Source organism: Micromonospora sp. SD19 (assembly GCF_054462275.1).
Genome location: NZ_JBTLMN010000002.1, coordinates 1107951 through 1131057, shown reverse-complemented (window position 1 = coordinate 1131057; position 23107 = coordinate 1107951). Strand labels below are relative to the sequence as shown.

Here is a 23107-nt window from a genome sequence, read left to right as displayed (position 1 = left end):
CCGCCGCAGCGGGCCGCAACGGGAGATGCCGCGCTGAAGGGATCCTCGGCGGAGGCGGATGGCGTCATCAAGCGGCGCCCGTTTCCAGATCTTGGACAGTTTCCGTTAGCGCGGAACGGAAACTGTCCAAGATCTCGCGGCGTGCTCCGCTGGCCGCACGATCCGCTGGCCGCTGGCCGCTGGCCGCTGGCCGCTGGCCGCTGGCCGCTGGATCGGCTGGCCGCCCGTGCGGCGGGGCGATCGGCGGGGGCGTCGGACGGGGTCGCGGGACTGTCGGGTGGTGCGTGCATGGACGCGGCGGGTGCGGGAACAAGGTGGGGGTCCGGCAGGTTGAGGACAGTGTCGGTGTGACTCAGTGTCCCCGGGCCTCACCTAATATCGCCTTCGCGGAATACCGTTCGGCTGGAGCCGCGTCGTGCCACTCGCCGAGAGGCGACCTGCACACCGACACCAGTGCCGCCCCCGGCTCACCGGCCGGGGGCGGCACTGTCTGTGCTCATTCGTCAGAGCGTCGCGGCACAATGTCCGGGTGACTGAGACGCTGCCGTGGTCTGAGCAGTCGGGCGTACTCGTACTCCCCAGTGGGGCGTTGGTGCGCGGACGCCGCATCGTTGCCGCGACCTCGCCCGCCGACTTCGCCGTGCTGCTGGCCCCTGGTCCGGAGCCGGCCTGGCCGCACCGGCGGATCCGGTGGCCCGACTTCTGGGTACCGCTCGACAGCGCCGATGCCCTCGACGCCCTGCGGGAGGCGCTGCGGCGGGCGCACGATGGTGAACGCGTCGAGGTGGCCTGTCGCGGTGGGGTGGGCCGCACCGGAACGGCCCTGGCCGCGCTGGCGATCCTCGACGGTTTGCCGGTCGAGCGGGCCGTGCCGTGGGTTCGGGCTGGCTACCACCCGAAGGCGGTGGAGACCCCCTGGCAGCGGCGCTGGCTGCGCCGCGTCAGATGACCGCCGGGTCGGTGACGTACTCGCGGAGGTGGCTGGCGGTGAGGGTGCCGCCGGTGGCGACCAGTTCGGCTGGTGTGCCGGTGAAGACGATGCGGCCACCGTCGTGGCCGGCGCCGGGGCCGAGGTCGATGAGCCAGTCGGCGTGGGCCATGACCGCCTGGTGATGCTCGATGACGATCACCGTGTTGCCGGCGTCGACCATGCGGTCGAGCAGGGCCAGCAGTTGGTCCACGTCGGCCAGGTGCAGACCGGTGGTCGGCTCGTCCAGGACGTACGTGGTGGTCTTCTCGGCGAGGTGGATGGCGAGTTTGAGGCGTTGCCGCTCCCCGCCCGACAGGGTGGTCAGTGGTTGGCCGAGGCTGAGGTAGCCCAGCCCGACGTCGACCAGTCGATTGAGGATGGGGTGCGGGAAGAACGCGTACGCCTCGGTGACGGACATGGCCAGCACCTCGCTGATGTTCTTGCCGCGCAGCGTGTACGTGAGCACCTCGTCGGTGAAGCGTCGCCCCTCGCAGCGTTCGCAGATGCTGGCGACGCCGGCCATCATCGCCAGGTCGGTGTAGATGAGCCCGATGCCTTTGCAGGCCGGGCAGGCGCCCGCGGAGTTGGCGCTGAAGAGCGCGGCCTTGACCCCGTTGGCCTTGGCGAAGGCGGTGCGGATCGGGTCGAGCAGCCCGGTGTAGGTGGCCGGGTTGCTGCGTCGTGAGCCACGGATCGGGGACTGGTCGACGATGACGACCTCGGACCGGCCGCGTAGCGACCCGTGGATCAGTGAGCTCTTGCCGGAGCCGGCAACGCCGGTGACGACGGTGAGCACGCCGAGCGGGATGTCCACGTCGACGTCGCGCAGGTTGTGCAGGTCGGCCTTGCGGATGGCGAGGCGCCCGGTCGGTTGGCGTACCGTCTCGCGCACCCGCACCCGGTGGTCCAGGTGCCGCCCGGTGAGGGTGCCGGAGCGGCGCAGGCCGGGGACGTCGCCGGTGAAGCAGATTCGGCCACCGTCGGTGCCGGCGCCCGGCCCGAGGTCGACGACGTGATCGGCGATGGCGATGGTTTCCGGTTTGTGTTCGACCACCAGCACGGTGTTGCCCTTGTCGCGCAGCCGTAGCAGCAGGTCGTTCATCCGGGCGATGTCGTGCGGGTGCAGGCCGACTGTCGGTTCGTCGAAGACGTACGTGACGTCGGAGAGGCTGGAGCCGAGATGGCGGACCATTTTCACCCGTTGCGCCTCTCCGCCGGAGAGGGTCGCCGACTCACGGTCCAGGCTGAGGTAGCCCAGGCCGATCTCGACGAGGGAGTCCAGCAGGTCGCGGAGGTTGGCGACGAGCGGCGCGGCGCCCGGGTCGTCGATGGTGCCGACGAACGCGACCAGGTCGCTGATCTGCATGGCGGAGCAGTCGGCGATGGTGTGCCCGGCGATCCGCGACGACAGGGCCGCCGCGTTGAGCCGGGTGCCGCCGCAGTCGCCGCAGATGGTGAAGGTGACCGCCCGGTCGACGAAGGCGCGGATGTGCGGTTGCATGGATTCGCGGTCCTTGGCGAGCAGGAGCCGTTTGACCTTGACCGCGAGGCCCTCGTACGTCCAGTTGTTGCTGCCCACCTTGATCTTCGTGGCCGGCTTGTGCAGGAAGTCCTCCCACTGTTGTGGGGTGAAGTCCTGCAGTTTGACGTCCGGGTCGAACAGGCCGGAGCCGACGATGGTCTGCCAGTACCAGGAGTCGACGGCGAAGTTCGGCACGGTGATGGCGCCGTCGTTGAGGGAGCGCTCGACGTCCACCAACTCGTTGATGTCGAGGTCGGAGACCCGGCCCAACCCTTCGCAGGTGGGGCACATGCCCTCGGGCAGGTTGAAGCTGAACGCCCCGGCGCCGCCGATGGACGGCTGGCCGAGCCGGCTGAAGAGGATTCGCAGCATGGCGTACGCGTCGGTGGCGGTGCCGACGGTGGAGCGGGAGTTGACGCCCATCCGTTCCTGGTCGACGACGATGGCCGCGCTGAGGTTGCGTAGCGAGTCGACGTCCGGCCGGTTGAGGTTCGGCATGAACGACTGGAGGAACGCGCTGTACGTCTCGTTGATCATGCGCTGGGACTCGGCGGCGATGGTGCCGAAGACCAGCGACGACTTGCCCGATCCGGAGACGCCGGTGAAGACGGTCAACCGGCGCTTGGGGATGTCCACCGAGACGTCGGCGAGATTGTTCTCCCGCGCCCCGCGTACTTCGATCATGTCGTGGCTGTCGGCGGCGGACCATGCTGGCTGCGACATTCGAACCCTTCACGGAATCGTGGCGGGACTTCTCCCGCCGGGCACTGGCAGCTTCAATTGTCTCATTCATCCGCGCGTGGAGACTTTCGCCGACAATTGAGCGTGCACTGCCGCAGGACGTCCGGGAAAGTCTCAAATCACGTCGTAAGCGGTACGGTGGCTCGCGTGGACGTCGCTCCGAAGGATCGGCTGCGCGCCGTGGACCTGGCGGCCACCGTCGGGATCTCGGTGCAGCAGGTGCGCAACTACGTCGAGGCGGGGGTGCTGCCGCCGGTGCGCCGCACCGCGAGCGGCTACCGGATCTTCACCGGTGAGCACGCCCGGGCGTTGACAGTGGCGCGGCGGTTGGCCGAGGGGCACGGCTGGTCCCGTACCCGGGAGATCATGGCGGCGGTGCACTCCGGTGACCTGCCGGCGGCCCTGGCGGCGCTCGACGGCGGTCACGCCGAGATGGACCGGGAACGCGCCGAGATCCGCCGCGTGCTCGGCGCCTTCGAGACCGTGCTGGCGAGCCCACCGGCGGCCCGGCCCGCGCCTCTCCACGGCGCGCGCATCGGCGAGGTCGCCGCCCTGGTCGGGGTCCGCACCGCGCAGCTGCGGCTCTGGGAGGAGCGCGGGCTGCTGCGGCCGGGCCGCACCCCGGGCACCAACTACCGGGTGTACGACGAGGCGGAGCTACGCGCCGCGCAGGTCATCGCGTTGCTGCGCCGAGGCGCGTACCCGTTCGAGATCATCGAGGCGGTGCTGGGTGAGCTGCGGACCACCGGAAGCCCGCAGCGGGTCCGTGCCGAGCTGGCGCGCCGTGAGCAGGAGCTGCACGCCCGCAGCCTGCGCAGGCTGCGCGGCAGTGCCGCGTTGCACGACTATCTGAGCGGTCGCGGCGACGCGGGTTGACCCGCATCCCGTCCCGCGCAGCGATCGTCGTGACTAGGGTCGGCTCATGAGAGCTGCGCTGCTGGCGGCCACGACGTCCGCCGTCCTGCTCGCTCCCGTGCCGGTCGGTACGGCGGGAGCGTCCGCCGCGCCGACGGTGCGCTGCCCCCGGGTCCCGGCGCCGGCGGCGTCGCGCCCACCGCGGCCGTCGCCGCCGCCTGCCGTCCCCGGCCAGCGGATGGTCGGCGGCGCGGCGCTCGACACGACCGGCCTGGTCGTGCCGGCCGGCGTCGCCGCACCGCCGAAGATCACCGCCACGTCGTGGCTGGTCGCCGACCTGGACAGCGGCCAGGTGCTCGGCGGCTGCGGCCCGCACGAGTACGGCACGCCGGCGAGCGTGCAGAAGCTGCTGCTGGCGGCCACCATGCTGCCGAAGCTCGACCCGAAGCAGCTGGTCACCGTCACCGAGGCGGACATGGACATCGAACCCGGCTCCTCGGCCGTGGGCCTGGTCGCGGGCGGCCGGTACACCGTCGAGACCATCTGGCTCGGGTTGCTGCTGAACTCCGGCAACGAGGCCGCCAACGCGCTGGCCCGACTGGGCAGCGGGACGGACAGCGCCGCCGGCGTCCGCGCCATGAACGAGCAGGCGCACCACCTCGGCGCGTTGCAGACGCACGCGGTCACCCCGTCCGGGCTGGACGGCAGGGGGCAGTTCACCAGCGCGTACGACCTGGCGTTGATCGCAAGGGCCTGCTTTGCCCAGCCGACCTTCCGCCGGTACGCGTTGACCGAGCAGACGTCGATACCGGCCCAGCCGGCGCAACGCACCAAGGGCTTCGAGATCCAGAACGAGAACCAGCTCATCTACCGGTACCCGGGGGCGCTCGGCGGCAAGACCGGCTTCACCGACCTGGCCCGGCACACCTATGTGGGGGCGGCGGAACGCGGCGGGCGGCGGCTGGTGGTGACCCTGCTGGGCGCCGAGTCGACGCCGGCTCGCGGCTGGGAGCAGGGTGCCGCCCTGCTGGACTGGGGCTTCACGCTGCCCCGCGACGCCGCGGTGGGCCGGTTGGTCGAGCCCGGCGAGCTGACCGCCACCCCGTCGGCGGCGCCGTCCGCGCTGGCGGCACCCGGCGCGCCCCGGCCGGCGGCGGCCAGCGGACCGGCGCGTAGCGACGCGGGGTGGCTCTGGTCGGTGACCGCGCTCAGCGGCGCGACGGTGGTGGCGTTGATGGGCGGTCTGCTGTGGCGGCGTCGCCGCCGGTTGCCCTGACGGATCGACATCGGGCGTTGCCGTCCATAGACTCCGGTCTTTCTGGCACCACCAGTCCAGGAGGATCCCTGTGCCGAGTGAACCCGAACCGCGCCTCGCAGTGGCGGCACCCCGCCGGTCGGTGCGCGCCCTGACCCGCCTCGCGGGGGTGACAGTGCTCGCCGGGGCACTGGTCGTCGGCGTGTCCGCCACCGCGCTCGCCGCGCCGGCCCCGGCGGCCGACGCGGTGCGCGTGTCCGCAGCGCCGCCCACCGCCGCCGACGCCGCCGCCAGACCGCCGCGCACCACCCACGGCCCGTGCGCGTACACCGAGACCCCGGACGAGCCCGCGGCCCGACCGGTGCCGTTGCCGCCCGACCCGCGCCGCACCCCGGCCCGGGGCAGCGTCCGGGTGACCCTGGCGACCAACCACGGGCCGATCGGGTTGACACTGGACCGGGCCGCCGCGCCGTGCACGGTGCAGAGCTTCCTGCACCTGGTCAGCAAGCGTTTCTACGACCGCACCCCGTGTCACCGCCTCACCGCGTACCCCACGCTGAGCGTGTTGCAGTGCGGTGACCCGTCCGGAACCGGCGAGGGCGGCCCGGGCTACCGGTACCGCGACGAACTGCCGACCGACCTGCCGCCCGCGCCCACCGACCCGACCGGGGAACGCCGGGTGTACGCCCGGGGCGTCCTCGCGATGGCGAACGCCGGGCCGGACACCAACGGCAGCCAGTTCTTCCTGGTCTACGCCAACTCCGCGCTGCGCCCGAACTACACGATCTTCGGCGAGGTCGACGCGGCCGGCCTGGCCACCCTGGACCGGATCGCCGCCGGGGGAGTGGCGCCGACCGCCGAGGACCCGGCACCGGTCGACGGTGCGCCGGCACTGCCGGTGACCATCCGCAAGGCGGTCCGCTGGCACCACCACCACTGACCGTACGGCGCGGTGGGTGACCGTCGGTCGCTCACCGCGCCCGGGCCGGCCACGACCTGGCCGGAACTTTCCGGAACGGACCGGAACCGGTCCAACCGGTTTCTGCGGCAGGTCCGGCCGTCACGCCGAGGCGGGTGACCCGGTCGGCGGGGCGGTGGTGCTGTCGCGCACGACAAGTTCGGTGGCCAGTTCCACCCGGGGCGAGTCGATGCCCTCGCCCTGGGCGAGGCGGAGCACCGTCCGGGCTGCCAACCGTCCCATCTCGACCAACGGCTGGCGAACGGTGGTCAGCGGCGGGGACGCCCAGCGGGCCTCCGGCAGGTCGTCGAAACCCACCACGCTCACGTCGTCCGGGACACGCAGCCCGCGGCGGCGGATCGCCTCGTAGACGCCGAAGGCCATCTGGTCGCTGGCGGCGAAGATGCCGGTCGGCGGGTCGGCGAGGTCCAGCAGCGCGGTCCCGCCCGCGAACCCGGAGGCGTGGTAGAAGTCGCCCGGGTAGATCAGCGCGTCGTCGACCGGCACGCCGGCGGCCTCCAGCCCGGCCCGGTAACCGTCGAGTCGCGCCCGGCTGCACAGCAGATGCGTCGGCCCGGCCACGAAACCGGCGAGCCCGCCGGCCCAGTTGGTCGCGCCGATCGTCGGCACGTCCATGGCCGGCACGCCGGCCGGGTCGACGACCACCACCGGCACGTTGAGGCGACGCAGCTGCGCGTGCAGCGGCGCGCTGAGGTGCGAGGTCACGAAGATGACGCCGTCGGTGGCCCGGGTGCGCAGGTTCTGCAACCACTGCCGGGCCGCGGTGGGCTGCCGGTGGATCGCGGAGACCACGGTGCCGACACCCGCCCCGTGCCCGACGTCCTCCACACCGCGGATGATCTCCACGGCCCAGGGGCTGTCCAGGTCGTTGAAGACCAGGTCGACCAGGCCGGCGCGGCGGACGCTGCGGCTGGTCCGACGCCGGTAGCCGTGGTGGCGCAACAACTCCTCGACCCGCTCGCGGGTGTCCGGGGCCACATCGGAGCGTCCGTTGAGCACCCGTGACACGGTCGGCACCGACACCCCGGCCTCCCGTGCGATCGCGGTGATGGTCACCCTGCGTCCGTCGTCCGCGCCCACCCGCGTCTCCTTCACCGAGCCGGAGGAACGACCAGAAGTCGTCGTCCACCGTGTGTCCCGAAACGGCGTGCCCGTTCCACGGGTCATCTTGCCTCACCGATGGGGTTTGACGACATGCCAGGTCGACCGAAGCTTGGCTGGAGTTGCGGAAAACTTCCGGAGCTTTTTCGCCAACTTTCGTTGATTGCGTCGACAAATGGCTCCAGGTGGAATCGACTTTCGTGGATTCGCAGTGTCCGGCGGCCGGGGGCAGGGCGACTTCGCGCACCGCGAGCGGATCCTGGGACAGCGGCCCTGGCTGGGCTGATAGACAGGACTGGTGCGTCACCGCCTGGCCGTCATCGTCGCGCTCGTCGCGCTGCTCGCCGGCTGCTCGCGGGCGGAGCCCCGACCCGCGCCGACCGGGCCGCAGCCCACGTCGGCGAGCCCCACCCCCGCGCCGACCCCGTCCGGGGCACCCCCGCTGCCGGGGTTCGTGGTGGTGACCGACGTCGACCCGCGCATCCACGCCGACATCCGCTACGCCACGGCGCACAACTTCGTCGGCCGGCCGATCAGCGGCTACCGGGAGCCGCTGTGCCTGCTCACCCGGCAGGCGGCCCAGGCGCTGCGCCGCGTACAGGACGCCGCGCTGGCCAGCGGACACAGCATCAAGGTGTACGACTGCTACCGCCCGCAACCGGCGGTGGACGACTTCGTGGCCTGGTCGAAGCGCCCCGACGAGCAGCAGACCAAGGCCGAGTTCTACCCGGACCTCGCCAAGAACCGGCTCTTCGCCGACGGCTACATCGGGGCGCCCACCGCGCACAGCCGCGGCAGCACCCTGGACCTGACCCTTGTCGACGATCCCGCCGCCAGCCAACCCCCGTACCGGGTCGGGCAACCGCTGGTCGCCTGCACCGCGCCGCGCGCCCAGCGCTTCGCCGACAACAGCATCGACATGGGCACCGGCTTCGACTGTTTCGACCCCCGGGCGCACACCGCCGACCCCTCAGTCACCGCGACGGCGCGGGACAACCGGCAGTTGTTGCGGCGGCTGATGACCGACGCCGGGTTCGTCAACTACGACCGCGAGTGGTGGCACTACAGTCTGCGCGACGAGCCGTACCCGGACACGTTCTTCGCCGCCCCGGTCGCCCGATCCTCGGTCGGCTGACCCAGGCCGGACCCTGCAGCCGCCGTCCGGCATGATCGTTTCAATGACCACCGAACGGATCGGCCCCCCGGTTACCGGCGACGAGCGGGAGACGCTGCGCGCGTTCCTCGACTTCCACCGCGCCACGCTGGCCCTCAAGTGCGAGGGTCTCTCCGACGGGGACCTGCGCCGGCAGTCCATGCCGCCCTCCACCCTGTCCCTGCTCGGCCTGGTGCGACACATGGCCGAGGTGGAGCGCGCCTGGTTCCGGCGGGTCATCGACGGCGAGGACATCCCGCTGGTGTGGTCGGAGACCGGCGACTTCCAGCAGGCGTACGACGCCAGCTCGGCCACCCGGGCCGAGGCGTTCGACGCCTGGGAGCGTGAGGTCGCGCACGCCCGCCGGATCGAGCGGGCCGCCGCGTCGCTCGACGTGACCGGCCGCAACGCCCGCTCCGGCGAGACCGTGTCACTGCGGCTGGTGATGCTGCACCTGATCCACGAGTACGCCCGACACAACGGCCACGCCGATTTTCTCCGCGAGGGCATCGACGGCGCCGTCGGCGTCTAGCCCGGGGTCAGGTCCAGTAGAGGATCCGGCAGGCCGGGACGCGGGCGGTCAGCTCGGTGGTGAACCAGTCGCGCAGCTCGGTCATCTGCTCGCGGGGGTAGACGTACTTCACCGCGCCGAACTTGCCGTGCTTGCGGCTGCGGGACTCCTCGTCCATCTCCAGCCGGGTACGCGGGTACCAGCCGAGCAGCACCTCCTTGCTGCCCGGCGTGAACCGGTGGGTGATCAGCTCGGCGGTCAGGTCCACATCGGGCACCCCGTCGACCGCCGCGCGGACCTGGTCGAGCAGGTCGCCGTAGTGCTCCCGCCAGTCCGGCAGCGCGATGATCGGCGCGATGGTCAGCCCGACCGGGTAGCCGTCGAGGGCGAGCCGGCGCAGCGCGGCCAGCCGGTCCGGCACCCGGGCGGTGCCGCCCTCGAACCGTTGGCTGACCGGGGCGCAGTTGACGCTGAAGCGGACCCGGGTCCGGCCGGCGTGCGGCAGGCCGACGAAGGTGTCCACGTCGGCGTACTTGGTGGTCCAGCGCAACTGCACGGGGGCGTCCCAGTCGGCGAAGTGCTGCACCGCGCGCCGCCAACTGCCGGTCAGGTGCTCAAGGGCGAGCGGGTCGGTGTAGCAGGACGCCTCGAAGGTGGTGCCCTCGTCGGCGCGCCGCGCGTTGCGGCTGGTCACCGTACCGCGCCCGGCGTACGCGGCCAACCCGGCGAGGATGTCGTCGAGGTCGGCGTACACCCGGGTCACCGGTGGGCCGGACAGGGATCCGGCGAGGTAGCAGTACTGACAGTGCGCCGGGCAGCCCTCGGCCAGGTCGACCCGCCAGTCCGCGCTGGGCGCGATGGGTTGCAGGACACGCCGCGAGGGTGGGCTCACCACGATCGCCATTGTCGACTTGGCCCGCGCGTAGGTTTCCCGGTCGGTCTGCCCGCGTACCCCGGTGAGCCGGTTGGCGCGCAGGTGTTCCACCTCGATGCCGAGTGCCCGCACCCGTTCGACGATCCGTTGGCCGTGCGGGTGGTCGAGCGCCGCGGGGGTGGCCACCACCCGGCTCGGGGTCCAGCGGCGCGCCGACCGGGTCGGCGGCGCGAGGCCGGCCAGGTCGCGGATCGGCACGTGTTCGCCGCTGGCGTCGTGCGGCGCGGCGGGCACGTCCACGGCGAGCGGCGTGTCGACGTCGACGGCGTCCGGGCTGGTCATCCGGCGGGGGTACCCGTTGCCGGAGGAATCCCACCCGTTCGGGCGATCGGCGATTGACGCGATCAGGTCAGAGGAATAACCTTTCGTCTATCTGTAAACCTTGTGAACAGATGTACCTCGACGCGGCGGCGCGCGTCCCCACCGAAGGGACGATCAGGTGATCGCAGAACTTTCCTCCCGTACCAGAAGGATCCTGTCGTTGTTCGTCGCCCTGGTCGTCGCCTTGACCGCCGGTGTCGCTGTCAGCGCCTCGCGCAGTGCGCAGGCCGCGCCGACGTTCAAGGTCCTGGCCTTCTACAACGGCACCTGGGACGCCGCGCACATCGACTTCGTCAAGGACGCCCGGGCCTGGTTCCCGCAGGCCGCCGCCCAGTACGGCTTCTCCTGGGAGGCCACCAACAACTGGAGCCTGCTGAACACCGCCAACCTGGCCCAGTACAAGGTCGTCATGTTCCTTGACGACGCGCCGCCCATCGGGCAACGCGCCGCGTTCCAGCAGTACATGCAGAACGGCGGAGCGTGGTTGGGCTTCCACGTCAGCGCGTGGACCGACAACCCGTCGAGCTGGAGCTGGTACTACAACACCTTCCTCGGAACCGGGGCGTTCCAGACCAACACCTGGGGGCCCACCCGGGTCACCATGCGCGCCGACAACCGCACCCACCCCGCCACCCGGAACCTCCCGGCGACCTTCCCGTCCTCGATCAGCGAGTGGTACTCCTGGAGCAACGACCTGCGGCAGAACCCCAACATCGACATCCTGGCCTCGGTCGACCCGTCCAGCTTCCCGGTCGGCACCGACCCCAACCAGTCCTGGTACGGCGGCTACTACCCGCTGGTCTGGAGCAACCGGCAGTACAAGATGCTCTACGCCAATTTCGGGCACAACGCGATGAACTACAGCACCAACACCGGGCTGTCCTCCACCTTCGACAGCCCGCAGCAGAACCAGCTGCTGATCGACGGGCTGCACTGGCTCGCCGGTGCCGGCACCGTCCCGCCGACGACGCCCCCGCCGTCCGACGGCACGATCTCGCCGACCGCCTGGCACACGGTGGTCAACCGGGGCAACGGCAAGTGCGTGGACGCGCGGGCCGCGGCCAGCGCGAACGGCACCGCCATCCAGCAGTACGCGTGCAACGGCAGCGCCGCCCAGCAGTACCAGTTCGTGCCGACCAGCGACGGGTACCTGCGGGTCAACAACCGCAACAACAGCGCCCAGGTGCTCGACGTGACCAACAGGTCGACGGCCGACTCGGCGCCCATCCAGCTCTGGTCCTACAGCGGCGGCAACAACCAGCAGTGGCGGGCCGAGCCCGAGGGCGGCGGCTACTACCGCCTGGTCAACCGCGGCAGCGGCAAGTGCCTCGACGTGCCGGGAGCGTCGACGGCGGACAGCGTCCAGCTCATCCAGTACGCCTGCAACGGCACCGCCGCGCAGTCCTTCCGGGTGGTGCCCGTGTCGTAGCCCGGCGGTAGCTTCGCGGCCATGGCGATTCCCGACCTGGTGCCCATCGCGCACGAGCCCGACTACCGCGCCAGCACCATCGGCCACTACGACAAGGGCCAGTTCTTCGGCTCCGTCACCGCCACCCTCACCGACGGTGCCGGAGCCGAAGCGGCCCGCCACCCGACGGCCACCGCCACGAGGCCGTGCCTCGGGCTACGGGTGTCCGCGTCGGCGAAACTCGTCTGATCGCGCTCGAACAATGATGTGGTGGCCTCGTCGCATCCTGAGGGCCCTCTTTCCTGGATCGAGCACGATCTTGAGCCGCTCGGGCCGACGTCCGAGCCCAGGGCGACCGGCGCGCAATATCCTTTGCGGACAGGCCGCGGCCCGCCTACCGTCATCGAAGCAAGGTCAACCGATCAGACCCCGGGGAGTACGCCGTGTCGCAGCGCGACCGCACCACGATCATCTGGCGCACGCCAGGTGCGGGTGCCGGGTTGCCCTCGGGCGCACGGTGCCGGTATCTCGGTCAGCCCACTTGTCTCGGTCAGCTCGCTGAGGGCCGGCGACCAGGGCGACGCCACCGCTGACGCCAACGCGTCCGGTGTCGCCGCCCACCCCTGCGGGTCGGGCGGCCTTTTCGTATCCGACGAACTTCCGCGCCCGGCCTTCCGGTACGCGATCATTTCCGGTCACCATGCGACGTTGGTGCCGGCACGACACAAGGAGACCACGATGGGATTCACCCCGCTCGCTGGTACCCGGGCACCGGTCCGGGTCTGGACCGACCCGTACGCCATCGAGCCGCAGGCCGCCAAGCAGCTGCGCAACATCGGCGCGCTGCAGTGGGTGCAGGGCGTCGCCGTCATGCCCGACGTGCACTTCGGCAAGGGCGCCACGGTCGGCTCGGTGATCGCGATGCGGCAGGCCGTCTCGCCGGCCGCGGTCGGCGTCGACATCGGCTGCGGGATGTCGGCGGTGCGGACCTCGCTGACCGCCGCCGACCTGCCGGACGACCTGGCCCGGCTGCGCTCCGCGATCGAGGCCACCATCCCGGTCGGCTTCGCCCAGCGCACCGACCCGGTCGACCCGCGCCGGATCCGGGGCCTGGAGCAGGCCGGCTGGGCCGACTTCTGGGGCCGGTTCGCCGGCCTGGACCGGCGGGTGGCGCAGCTGCAGACGCGGGCGCAGCGGCAGATCGGCACCCTCGGCGGGGGCAACCACTTCATCGAGGTCTGCCTGGAGCAGGGCGGCGCCGACGAGGGCCGGGTCTGGCTGATGCTGCACTCCGGGTCCCGCAACATCGGCAAGGAACTGGCCGAGCGGCACATCGCCGTGGCCCGGGGGCTGCCGCACAACGCCGACCTTCCGGACCGGGACCTGGCGGTGTTCCTCGCCGGGACGCCCGAGATGGACGCGTACCGGCGGGACCTGTTCTGGGCGCAGGAGTACGCGCGGCGCAACCGGGCGGTCATGCTGGCCCTGCTCTGCCGCGTGGTGCGTGAGCACTTCCCGCAGGTCGGCTACGACGAGCCGATCAGCTGCCACCACAACTACGTCTCGGAGGAGAGCTACGACGGGGTGGACGTGCTGGTCACCCGCAAGGGCGCGATCCGGGCCGGCCGGGGTGACCTGGGCATCATCCCCGGGTCGATGGGCACCGGGTCGTACATCGTGCGGGGGCGGGGAAACCCGGACGCGTACTGCTCGGCGTCGCACGGCGCGGGGCGTCGGATGTCCCGGGCGCAGGCCAAGCGGACGTTCAGCACCGCGGACCTGGCCGCGCAGACCGCCGGGGTGGAGTGCCGCAAGGACGCCGGGGTGGTCGACGAGATCCCCGGCGCGTACAAGGACATCACCGAGGTGATGGCCCAGCAGGAGGACCTGGTCGAGGTGGTCGCGCACCTCAAGCAGGTGGTCTGCGTGAAGGGCTGAGACACCGCGCGGGCCGGATCACCGGCCCGCGCGGCACCGTCTCAGAAGCCGACGAAGACCCGGCGCAGGTCGTCGAGGGTCACCGAACCGGTCACCAGCACCCCGTCGGGGGTGTGCTGGGGACCCAGCCGTCCGGTGGCCAGCCGCAGCCACGCCTCGGCCGGCGCCACCAGCTCGCCGTCGGGATGCTCCGGCGCGTCGACGATCTCGACCTGCTCACCCAGCCGCAGCCCGAACGTCCGCTCGGGCGCGTGCAGCCGGACCAGCAGGGTGGCCCCCCGACCGTCCAACTCATGCGGTCGGCTGGTCCAGGCCAGCATGCCGCCGATCTGGTCGAGCAGCAGCGCCACCGCCCCCGGCGTCACCGCCGCGAACCTGTTGAACGCCACCTCGGCGTCCCACTGGTGCAGGGCGAACTCACTGAGCCGGAACCGGGCCGCGGTGGCCACGTCGACCGGCTCCGGCAGGAAGCCGAGGTCGACCCGCATCGAGGCCCGGCTCTCGGCGTCCAACGCCTCGTACGCCTCGACCAGTCGTTCGTTGCTGGCGAGGAAGCCGGCGGCGTGCTCGGCCGGGGACATCGCGTCCCAGCGGGCCCAGACGCCACGGTTGAAGTCCCCGTCCGGGCCGGGCGTGCCGATGCGGGCCGCCTCCAGCGTCGCCAGGTTGATCTCGGCGCCGCTGCCCAGGTGGCTCAGCACCTGCGACACCTGCCACTCACTGGCCCCGGACGGGCGGAGCAGGTCGTCTTCCTTGAGGTCCCGGACGAGCGCGGCGAGCTCCTCGTGGCCCGCGCGCAGAGCGGTGATGATCTGGTCAGCAGGGGTCGACATGGGTCTCCTCAACGGATTTTCGACGATGATCGGGACGTTACCGGACGTGGCCACCGGCCGGCCCACCCCAGGCTCGGGGCGCTCCGGCCGGCGGCCACGGCGGTCAGCTCAACCCATGTGCACGGTGTTGCCGGTCGGGACGTCCTCCTTGCGGACCTTCACCAGGACCAGTGTGGCCAGCCCGGCGAGCACGATCAGCGCCGCGCCCCAGGCGAAGGCCACCCGGTAGCCGTGCACCAGCGCCTCGACCTGGTTGACCGGGTTCGGCGCCCGGCCGACCAGGTAGGCGGCGACCGCGCTGGTGTAGAAGGTGTTCAGCAGCGCGGTGCCGAGCGAGCCGCCGATCTGCTGGGTGGCGTTGAGCGTCGCGCTGGCCGCGCCGGCGTCGTGCTCCGGCACCCCGACCAGGGCGAGGCTGGACAGCGGGACGAAGGTGAAGCCCAACCCGAGGCCCAGGACGACCTGCGCGGGCAGCAGGTGGGTGAGGAACGGGGTGTCCACGTCGATCTGGGTCAGCACCAGCATGCCCAGGGCGGCGAGCGCCGAACCGGCGACCATCAGCGGCTTGGCCCCCACCCGGGGCATCAGCTGGCTGGCGCCACCCGCGGCGATCAGCACACCGGCGGTGACCGGCAGGGACGCGAGACCGGCCTCCAGAGGCTTGTACTGCAACACCACCTGGAAGTAGAAGGTCAGGAAGAGGAACGCCCCGAACAGGCCCGCGCCGATCAGCGTCGACGTGAGGAACGCCCCGCCCCGGTTGCGGTCCAGCAGGATCCGCAGCGGCAGCAGCGGGTGGCTGGAGCGCAGCTCGATCACCACGAACGCGGCGAGCAGCAGCACGCCCGCGGCGATGAAACCGAGCGTCGCGGTGGCGTCCCAGCCGTCCTCGGCGGCCTTGGTGAAGCCGTACACCAGGGAGACCAGGCCGGCGGTCACCACGATCGCACCGGGTACGTCGTAGCGGGTGTTGCCGTGGGCCCGGCTCTCCGGCACCAGCGGGAGGGCGAGGGCGATGGCGATCGCGGCGACCGGGATGTTGACCAGCAGGCACCAGCGCCAGTCGGCGTACTCGGTGAGCACCCCGCCGAGCAGCAGACCGACAGCCGATCCACCGCCGGCGATCGCGCCGTACACCGCGAAGGCCTTGGCCCGCTCGGTGGTCTCGGTGAAGAGAACGGTGAGCAGCGCCAGCGCGGCCGGGGCGAGCAGCGCGCCGAAGGCGCCCTGCAACGCGCGGGCGGCGAAGAGCATCTCACCGGTGGTGGCCAGACCGCCCAGGGCCGAGGCGAGCGCGAAACCGGTCATGCCGACGATGAAGGTGCGCTTGCGCCCCCAGTAGTCGGCGATGCGACCGCCGAGCAGCAGCAGACCGCCGAAGGCCAGCGTGTAGGCGGTGATCACCCACTGCCGGTTCGCGTCGGTGATCCCCAGGTCGGCCTGGGCCTGCGGCAGTGCGATGTTCACGATGGTGGCGTCCAGGACGACCATCAGCTGTGAGACCGCGATGACCGCCAGCGCGATCCAGCGCCGCGGATGCGGGGCGCCGGTCGACACCCCGGCGTTGGGCGCGCCGGGGGCGGTCGAGGTGGTTCCGGGCATGGTGAAGCCTTCCGTGTTACGGATATCGGTGAATCAGGCCGGCGACGGACCGTCGTGCTGATAGCGGAGCACCGGGATCAGCACCTGGTCGACGACCTGGGTGAGGAACGCGTCATCGGCGGGTAGGCCGTGCGCGACGATGCGGGACATGGTGAGCGCGGGCGCCAGATCGTGGAACATTTCCCGCTCGCCGGCCTCCGGCGGGATCTCCCCGCGGGCGGCGGCCCGGACCAGGATGGCGGTGCTGGCCACCCGCCCGGCCGGCAGCACCTGGTGACGGACCAGACGTTCCAGCTCGGGGTTGGTCCGCATGGCGAAGGTCAACGCCTGCATCAGGTCGCAGTCGGCAGTGCAGATCGCGGCCGTGGCCCGCAGCAACTCGATCAGGTCACCGCGAAGGGAGCCGGTGTCCGGCGGGTTGTGCACACCCACGCGCTGGTCGCGCAGGGCGGCGACGACCAGCTCCGCCTTGCCGTCCCAGCGCCGGTAGATGGTGGCCTTGCTGACGTGGGCGCGGGCGGCGACGGCGTCGATGGTCATCCGGTCGTAGCCGACCTCGCGCAGGGTGTCGATGACGACGGTGAACAGGTCGCTGTCGGTGCAGCGCGGAGCCCGGGCAGCCGGCACCCCGGCGCCCGCGTCCACCTGCTGACCACCCAGCATCTCGACCCCCCGCGAAACGATGTCGTACTGACCCTAGTTCGCAGTTCGCTGATCGTGCAGGCTTTCGTGAGTTGCCTCGCATCTGGCCGGCGAAACGATGGCGTTTCAGCGGGGGATCGGGGGTCTGGTCAGCTCACCATGGTGTTGCTCGCCCAGATGGGTTTCGCGTCGCTGTCGCGGTACAGGACGAGGTTGCCGTCCTCCTGGAGCCAGAGACTGGCGGCGCCGTGACCGCCGGTCTGGGTCGACCAGGCGATCGTGCCGTTGGCGCGGTACAGGGCGAGGTTCCCGTCGGGGCCGTTGACCAGCCGCACGCCGTCGCGGGTGTTGCTGGCCCAGAGCGCGGTGGCGGAGCTGCGCCGGTAGAGCACCAGGTTGCCGTCGTCCTGCAACCAGAACTCGAAACGGCCGTCGAGGGAGCGCAGCTTGGCCCACCGGCGCAGGGTCTGCCCGGTACGCAGGTCGGCCGGCGCGGTGTCCGAAAGCTGAACCGACAAATCGGTAAATATTGGCTCTTTCTGGGTGAAATCTCTCGTCACCACCCCGAAGTTGCACTCCGGATTGGTCGGATCGGTGCAGGCGTCCCGGTACGAGTAGAGGAACAGCGGCCCGGTGTAGCTGAGTGAGCGCCACATGGACACGCCCTGGACCAGGTGATCCCGCAGGGTCTCCCGACCCAGGCCGGTCGCCCCGGACGTGGGGTAGCCGAACTCGGTGCCCCAGATCTTCTTCGCCCCGTCGCCGTGGTTGACCATGACCGAGCGCAGGTAGGCCAGTTCGCCACAGGGCGGGTTCTCCCCGGGCGGGCCGAAGAGGTTCCACCAGCGGTTGACGCACTCCGGCGCGGCCGGGCCCAGACCGGAGTTCCAGGCCGGATAGGGGTGCAGCGCCACCGCGTCGAAGTACGGGCCGTACCCGTTGCGATAGGCCCAGTCCAACCAGAGCGCCGCCTCGTTCACGTTGCCGGTGCTGGTGACCGGAGTGCCGCCCCCCGAGCCGCCGGCGAGGACCACGCAGTCCGCGCACTCGGCCTGGATCAGGGGGTGGGCGAGCCGGACCAGTTGCCAGTAGCGGGTCTTCCGGTCGGTGGCGTAGTTGCCGAAACCTTCATAGCTGCCGGACCGCCCGTTGTTCGGCTCGTTCCAGACCTCGTACGCGTGCACCCGGCCGGCGAAGTGCCGCACTGTGGCGCTGACGATAGTGGTCCAGTCGGCGTCGTCGGTGGGGAACCACTTGTCGGTGCTGTTGCCGCCGTTGGCCCAGGGCGGCGCGTAGGCGAGCACCATCAGCACCCGGATGCCCCGGGCGCGGGCGGCATCCACCACCGGGTCGAGCCGGTCCCAGCGCAACGCGCAGGTGCGGCACTGCTGCACGTACCACCAGTCGAGGTCGATGCGGATCATCGGGGAGCGGCCGGGAACGTAGGCGACCAGGTCGTCCAGCCGGCGGGTCAGATCGGTGTCGAGCAGACCGCTGCCCTCGGCGAAGCCGACGTCGAACGGGCCGTAGGTGCTGGCGGCCGGCGCGGTGGCCGGCAGCCGCCCGACGGTCGCCGCCGGTGTGACCAGGCCGGCCGGTGTGACCAGGCCCGCCAGCAGGAGCAGGGCGAGCACTGTGGTCGACAGCCAGCGGACCGGCCGGCGAGGCCCGCCCGTCGACGCGGCAGGTGACGTGGTCGGCATGCGGGATCCCCGTTTCGCGGCGCCGGTGACAGGTCTGTGCCAGGTGGACGACCCGCCGGCAAGTATCGCCCACCTGATCACAATCGACCGACCCGGAAAGCCGCTGAGCCGCGGCTCTCGGATGGTCAGTCGCCGCCAGCGAGGACCACCGGCACGGCCATCGTGTTGATCCGTGCGCCGTCCACCGCGGACACCTCGTACACCTCGACAGTGCCCTGCTGTTCGCGGACCGCGCGCCAGCCGACCACCACCCGGTAGCCACCCCGGCAGCCGCTGCCGCAACTGGCGGTGCCGAAGCCGGTGGCCACCTCCCGGCCGGCGGCGTCCAGCACCCGGACGCTCACCGTGGCCTCGAACACGACGGCGGTGCCGGTGACGACGAGCGGCGCGGAGACGCGCTCGCCGGGGACCGGGCCGGTGACCACTATCGGCGGCAGCAGATCCGCGTAGTCCGCCCGATCGACCGCAGCCGCGCCGTCGAGGCGGACCTGCCGCACGGTGGGGAACTGGGTCAACGTCCACACCACCTGGGCCTCACACAGTCGTCGCATGGCCGGGTCGCCGACGGACGGCACCCGCAGTGTCGCGACGCCGTCGGCGATGCGGGTGACCTCGACGCCGGCCGGAAGCAGCGTGGTCATCCCGGTGGCGGCCTCGGCCCGGCTCGGCCCGGCGGCCAGTTCGGCCAGCGCCAGCCGGGACGTCGCGACAGTGGCCGGCCGGGTGCGCCGGGTCGGCACCAACAGCCCGGCGCGGACGTACCACAGCTCGATGGTCACCGGGTCGGGCCGGCGCGTGCCGGAGGACGCCGCCGCCGACGGACGCGGTGGGCGGTCGGTTGGTGGTCGTGGTGGCGTCGGCTGCGCGGCCACGGTCGGGACGGGTGCCGGGCGGCTGCCGGGTGCGGCGCTCGTCGGCGGCGCGGTGGGCGCCGGGCCCAGGTCACCGGAGCGGGACGTGCCGCAGCCGCCGAGCAGGAGCGCCGCGACGAGCACCGGTACGACCAGTCGGACCGTGCCGCTGCGGCTCATCCAGCACCGCCAACAGTGCCGGCGGTACGCCCGACCGGACCCGGGTCGGCGCGCTGGTCCTGGCGCGGCACGTCACCCTGCGGGCCGGCGGGGCCGTCGGCGGGCAACTCCAGCCGGAAGCGGGTGCCCTCGCCCGGTTCGCTGTGCACGCCCAGCGCGCCGCCGAGCAGATCGGTGTGCTCGCGCGCGATGGCCAGCCCGAGCCCACTGCCCGGCGCCGAGCGGGACGTGTCCACCTGGTGGAACCTGTCGAACACCCGGGGCAGATGCTCGGCCGGGATGCCGGGCCCCTGATCGGTGACCTCGAAGACGACCAGCGGGCCCGCACCCGCCACGGTGGCCGTGATCTCGCCACCGCCGTGTTCGACAGCGTTGGCGACCAGGTTGGCCAGCACGCGCTCCAGCCGGCGCGGGTCGGTGCGCAACACCAACGGGTCACCGGTGACCCGCACCCGCGCCGACCAGCCGCGTGCCGAGACGATGCCGTGCAGCAGCGCCACCGCGTCGACCGACCGCACCGTCAACCGCTCCCGCCCGGCGTCCAACCGGGAGATCTCCATCAGATCGTCGACCAGCCGGCGCAACCGGACCACGTCGCCGATCAACAGCCGGGCGGACGGCTGGGCGTCCTCAGGCAACTGGTCGAGGTGCTCGCGCAGCAGCGACGCCGCGGCCACCAACGCGGTCACCGGGGTACGCAGCTCGTGCGCGACGTCGGCGGTGAACCGCCGCTCGCGGGCCTGCGCGGCCGACAACGCCGCGATCTTCGCCTCCAGCGCCTCGGCCATCTCGTTGAACGTCGCCGCCCACACGCTGAACTCGTCGCGCCCGCGTACCGGCAGGCGGGTGGCGAGCAGGCCCTCGGTGAGCGCTCGGGCGGCCCGGCTGGCCCGACCCACCGGCTCCAACGTGCGGCGGGCCAGCGCGTGACCCACCGCCGCGGCGAGCAGCACCACGAGCGCCCAGCCGGCCAGCAGCGCGGTGCGCAGCTGACCCAGGTCGGCGGCGACGCCGTCCTCGACGGTGAGGACGTACAGCTCGGCGGTCGAGCCGGGAATGCGCCCGCCGATGATCAGCAGCCGGGGACGCTCCGCCGGCGCGGAGCGTTGGTAGCCGAGCCGCCCGTCCGCGACGACGGCCCGCAACCGGGTGCCCAGCACCGGGGCGTACGCGGGGTGCGAGGCGCGGGCCGGGCCGTCGACGAGCACGACGTGCCGACCGCTGGCCTCGAAGCTGGTCAGCAGTTCGGTACTGCGCTGCTCGGTCAGCGGCAGGAACTGCCCAGCGAGCACGAGTTGGTAGCGGGCGTCGGCGGCTGCCTCATGCAGCGACGCGTCCAACCAGGACTGCCGCAGCAGCAGCCCGGTCCCGCCGGCGAGCAGCCCGGCCGAGACGCCGGCGACCAGGACGAACGCGATCGTCAGCCGGCGCCGCAGGCGGCCGGGGAGCACCGCGCGTCCGGCCATCGCCCCACCCCCCCGTCAGCCCGTCGACAGTTTGTAGCCGGCACCGCGCACGGTCCGGATCAGCCGGGGCTGCGCCGGATCGTCCTCGATCTTGGCGCGTAGTCGCTGCACGGCCACGTCGACCAGTCGGGAGTCGCCGAGGAAGTCGTGGTTCCACACCAGGTCCAGCAGCAGCTCCCGGGTGAAGACCTGGCCGGGCCGCCGGGCCAGCTCCAGCAGCAGGCGGAACTCGGTGGCGGTCAGCGTCACCTCCCGACCGTGCTGGCGGACCACGAAGCCGCCCGGGTCGATCTCCAGGCCGCCGACCTCGATGACTGTCGACGCCGCCGGCACGTTCACCCGGCGCAGTACCGAACGGATCCGGGCCACCAACTCGGGCAGGTCGAAGGGCTTGCGCAGGTAGTCGTCCGCGCCGCACTCCAGCCCGACCACCACGTCGATCGTGTCGGTGCGCGCGGTCAGCATCAGGATCGGCACCTGGCTGCCGCGCCGGATCTCCCGGCAGACCTCCAGACCGTCCAGCCCCGGCAGCATGATGTCGAGGACGATGAGGTCGACCGGGTGCGCGCGGAACGCGGCCAGGGCCTGCCGCCCGTCGACAGCGGTGTCGACCCGGAAGCCGGCGCGGCGCAGACCGAGGGCGGTGACCTCCCGGATCGAGAAGTCGTCCTCGACGACCAACACGCGGCCCTCCATCACCCGAGGGTAGACCCGCTGCGACCGTCCGTAGTCCTGGCGGAACGGTCGGCATCGGTGCCCGGCTGGCCCCTCACCGGCACCGTCCAACCGCTACGGTCAGGTGCCTTCGGCACCAGTGAATCAGCTCACTCGAAAGGGCACGACGTGCAACGTCATGGCTGCGTGATCCGACTTCGCCCCGAGCAGCGGGAAAACTACCTGCGGCTACACGCCGAGGTGTGGCCGAGCGTCGAGAAGACGCTGCGCGAGGCGAACTTCCGCAACTACACGATCTTCCTCCACGACGACCTGTTGTTCGGCTACTACGAGTACATCGGCGACGACTACGAGGCCGATCAGCGGCTGATCGCCGCGGACCCGCACACGCAGGAGTGGTGGAAACTGACCGACCCGTGCCAGGAGTCGATCGCCGAGCCGGGGTCGGGAGACTGGTGGGCTCCGATGCGCGAGGTCTGGCACCTCGCCGACGAGGCCTAGCTCCCTCGGGCGGTTGCGAGGCGAGGCGTCCGGCGACAAAAGGGGCTGCCTCGCCTCACGCCGTCGCCAAGAATTTCTGGGCGTGCTGTCGATTGGGACCGGTTCCGTTCGTAGCCCTGGTGAGAGCCCGGCAACGAGCCGGGCACCCAGCCACCGGAGGGCACGATGACCGCCACTGTGAACCCGACCCGCACCACCACGTCGACCGTCGGCGCGCTGATCCGGACCGGTGTCATCGCCGCCGTCGTCGCGAGCACCGCCACCATGGCCGTCGCCGCCGCCGGCGACCTGGCCGGCGTCAGCCTCGATCTGAGCGGCACCCCGATCCCGGTGTCGGGGTTCGGTGTGTTGACCGCCGTCTTCTCGCTGATCGGGGTCGCCATCGCGGCGCTGCTCGCGCGTTTCGCCCGGCGCCCGCGGCACACGTTCGTCCGCACGACGGTGGCGCTGACGGTCCTGTCGCTGGTGCCGGACGTGGTCGCCGACGCCGGGGCGGCCACCAAGGCGCTGCTGATGCTCACCCACCTGGTCGCGGCCGCGATCGTGATCCCCGCGATCGCCCGCCGCCTGGCCGCCTGACCTGCCCGTTCGACCTACTGGAGGATCGTCATGAAGCAGTACCTGCTGTCCGTGCACTTCGTCGAGGGCGCGCCGACGCCGTCCGACGAGGAGGTGCAGACCATGTTCCGGGAGACCGGCCGGATCAACGACGACATGCAGGCCGCGGGAGCCTGGGTCTTCGGCGGGGGACTCACGTCGCCCGAGAGCGCCACCGTCGTCCGGGTCGACAACGGCGCCACCACCATGAGCGACGGGCCGTTCGCCGAGACGAAGGAGCACATCGCCGGGTTCTGGGTCATCAGGTGCGCCGACCTGGACCAGGCGCTGGCCTGGGCGCAGAGGTGCGCGGCGGCCTGCGGCCCGATCGAGGTACGCCCCTTCGACGACCTGTCCCAGGCCTGACCA

Annotated in this window: 22 protein-coding genes; 12 read left to right on the top strand and 10 right to left on the bottom strand. The window is 71.8% G+C overall.

Annotated elements, in window-relative coordinates:
* The first annotated feature begins 529 nt into the window (after window positions 1–529).
* Entirely contained in the window at window positions 530–949 is a 420-nt protein-coding gene (locus ACX27O_RS12485) for a protein-tyrosine phosphatase family protein (RefSeq protein ID WP_245233631.1), read from the top strand.
* On the opposite strand, the gene ACX27O_RS12480 is transcribed toward ACX27O_RS12485, so the two are convergent.
* Window positions 942–3215, bottom strand: coding sequence for an ATP-binding cassette domain-containing protein (locus ACX27O_RS12480; RefSeq protein ID WP_458939457.1), 2274 nt, complete (start codon window positions 3213–3215; stop codon window positions 942–944). The two genes, ACX27O_RS12485 and ACX27O_RS12480, sit on opposite strands and share 8 nt — an antisense overlap.
* Before the next feature lie 165 nt (window positions 3216–3380).
* On the opposite strand from ACX27O_RS12480, the gene ACX27O_RS12475 reads away from it, so the two are divergent.
* The 3 genes from ACX27O_RS12475 (at window position 3381) to ACX27O_RS12465 (ending at window position 6283) form a co-directional block, all read left to right on the top strand.
* Entirely contained in the window at window positions 3381–4109 is a 729-nt protein-coding gene (locus ACX27O_RS12475) for a MerR family transcriptional regulator (protein WP_458939455.1), read from the top strand.
* Between the two features lie 46 nt (window positions 4110–4155).
* Window positions 4156–5364 carry a D-alanyl-D-alanine carboxypeptidase family protein gene (locus ACX27O_RS12470; RefSeq protein WP_210866323.1) on the top strand — a complete coding sequence of 403 codons (1209 nt, stop codon included), beginning with the start codon at window positions 4156–4158 and terminating at the stop codon, window positions 5362–5364.
* Between the two features lie 70 nt (window positions 5365–5434).
* Window positions 5435–6283, top strand: a complete 849-nt coding sequence (locus tag ACX27O_RS12465; protein ID WP_458939453.1) for a peptidylprolyl isomerase — start codon at window positions 5435–5437, stop codon at window positions 6281–6283.
* 120 nt (window positions 6284–6403) lie between these two features.
* Here the strand turns inward: ACX27O_RS12465 and ACX27O_RS12460 are convergent, their stop codons facing one another.
* Window positions 6404–7402 (bottom strand): LacI family DNA-binding transcriptional regulator, encoded by a 999-nt coding sequence (locus ACX27O_RS12460; RefSeq protein WP_458939452.1) that lies wholly within the window; start codon window positions 7400–7402, stop codon window positions 6404–6406.
* 319 nt (window positions 7403–7721) lie between these two features.
* Here ACX27O_RS12460 and ACX27O_RS12455 point away from each other — a divergent pair, with 319 nt between their 5' ends.
* Window positions 7722–8558: a M15 family metallopeptidase gene (locus tag ACX27O_RS12455; RefSeq protein WP_458939451.1), complete on the top strand. Its 837-nt coding sequence runs from the start codon at window positions 7722–7724 to the stop codon at window positions 8556–8558.
* A gap of 43 nt (window positions 8559–8601) precedes the next feature.
* The gene (locus ACX27O_RS12450) at window positions 8602–9108 is read left to right on the top strand and encodes a DinB family protein (RefSeq protein WP_458939450.1); all 507 of its coding nucleotides are present in this window, start codon (window positions 8602–8604) and stop codon (window positions 9106–9108) included.
* A gap of 7 nt (window positions 9109–9115) precedes the next feature.
* Here the strand turns inward: ACX27O_RS12450 and ACX27O_RS12445 are convergent, their stop codons facing one another.
* A complete protein-coding gene (locus ACX27O_RS12445; RefSeq protein WP_209444556.1) occupies window positions 9116–10303 on the bottom strand; it encodes a spore photoproduct lyase family protein in 1188 nt (395 codons plus the stop codon).
* 157 nt (window positions 10304–10460) lie between these two features.
* Between ACX27O_RS12445 and ACX27O_RS12440 the strand changes: the two genes are divergently transcribed.
* The 3 genes from ACX27O_RS12440 to ACX27O_RS12430 all read left to right on the top strand — a co-directional run bounded on the left by ACX27O_RS12440 (window position 10461) and on the right by ACX27O_RS12430 (window position 13688).
* On the top strand, window positions 10461–11771 hold the full coding sequence (locus tag ACX27O_RS12440) for an RICIN domain-containing protein (RefSeq protein ID WP_458939449.1): 1311 nt from the start codon (window positions 10461–10463) through the stop codon (window positions 11769–11771).
* 21 nt (window positions 11772–11792) lie between these two features.
* On the top strand, window positions 11793–11999 hold the full coding sequence (locus ACX27O_RS12435) for a hypothetical protein (protein ID WP_458939448.1): 207 nt from the start codon (window positions 11793–11795) through the stop codon (window positions 11997–11999).
* A gap of 489 nt (window positions 12000–12488) precedes the next feature.
* Window positions 12489–13688 carry an RtcB family protein gene (locus tag ACX27O_RS12430; RefSeq protein WP_458939447.1) on the top strand — a complete coding sequence of 400 codons (1200 nt, stop codon included), beginning with the start codon at window positions 12489–12491 and terminating at the stop codon, window positions 13686–13688.
* A gap of 41 nt (window positions 13689–13729) precedes the next feature.
* On the opposite strand, the gene ACX27O_RS12425 is transcribed toward ACX27O_RS12430, so the two are convergent.
* The 7 genes from ACX27O_RS12425 to ACX27O_RS12395 all read right to left on the bottom strand — a co-directional run bounded on the left by ACX27O_RS12425 (window position 13730) and on the right by ACX27O_RS12395 (window position 21661).
* Window positions 13730–14521, bottom strand: a complete 792-nt coding sequence (locus ACX27O_RS12425; RefSeq protein ID WP_458939446.1) for a maleylpyruvate isomerase family mycothiol-dependent enzyme — start codon at window positions 14519–14521, stop codon at window positions 13730–13732.
* Between the two features lie 108 nt (window positions 14522–14629).
* Window positions 14630–16123 (bottom strand): MFS transporter, encoded by a 1494-nt coding sequence (locus tag ACX27O_RS12420; RefSeq protein ID WP_030332422.1) that lies wholly within the window; start codon window positions 16121–16123, stop codon window positions 14630–14632.
* Window positions 16124–16156: 33 nt separating this feature from the next.
* Complete coding sequence (locus ACX27O_RS12415; protein WP_051708495.1) at window positions 16157–16786, bottom strand: TetR/AcrR family transcriptional regulator; 630 nt, start codon at window positions 16784–16786, stop codon at window positions 16157–16159.
* 128 nt (window positions 16787–16914) lie between these two features.
* Entirely contained in the window at window positions 16915–18468 is a 1554-nt protein-coding gene (locus tag ACX27O_RS12410) for a hypothetical protein (RefSeq protein WP_458939445.1), read from the bottom strand.
* A 125-nt stretch (window positions 18469–18593) separates the two neighbouring features.
* Entirely contained in the window at window positions 18594–19499 is a 906-nt protein-coding gene (locus ACX27O_RS12405; protein ID WP_247676141.1) for a Gmad2 immunoglobulin-like domain-containing protein, read from the bottom strand.
* Window positions 19496–20965 carry a sensor histidine kinase gene (locus ACX27O_RS12400; protein ID WP_458939444.1) on the bottom strand — a complete coding sequence of 490 codons (1470 nt, stop codon included), beginning with the start codon at window positions 20963–20965 and terminating at the stop codon, window positions 19496–19498. The genes ACX27O_RS12405 and ACX27O_RS12400 overlap by 4 nt, the downstream gene beginning before the upstream one ends.
* 15 nt (window positions 20966–20980) lie before the next feature.
* Window positions 20981–21661: a response regulator transcription factor gene (locus ACX27O_RS12395; protein WP_030332427.1), complete on the bottom strand. Its 681-nt coding sequence runs from the start codon at window positions 21659–21661 to the stop codon at window positions 20981–20983.
* A gap of 165 nt (window positions 21662–21826) precedes the next feature.
* Here ACX27O_RS12395 and ACX27O_RS12390 point away from each other — a divergent pair, with 165 nt between their 5' ends.
* The 3 genes from ACX27O_RS12390 to ACX27O_RS12380 all read left to right on the top strand — a co-directional run bounded on the left by ACX27O_RS12390 (window position 21827) and on the right by ACX27O_RS12380 (window position 23104).
* Window positions 21827–22141: an L-rhamnose mutarotase gene (locus ACX27O_RS12390; RefSeq protein WP_309140842.1), complete on the top strand. Its 315-nt coding sequence runs from the start codon at window positions 21827–21829 to the stop codon at window positions 22139–22141.
* Window positions 22142–22306: 165 nt separating this feature from the next.
* Window positions 22307–22720 (top strand): DUF6069 family protein, encoded by a 414-nt coding sequence (locus ACX27O_RS12385; protein WP_210866317.1) that lies wholly within the window; start codon window positions 22307–22309, stop codon window positions 22718–22720.
* 30 nt (window positions 22721–22750) lie between these two features.
* Window positions 22751–23104: a YciI family protein gene (locus ACX27O_RS12380; protein ID WP_030332431.1), complete on the top strand. Its 354-nt coding sequence runs from the start codon at window positions 22751–22753 to the stop codon at window positions 23102–23104.
* Window positions 23105–23107: the final 3 nt, after the last annotated feature.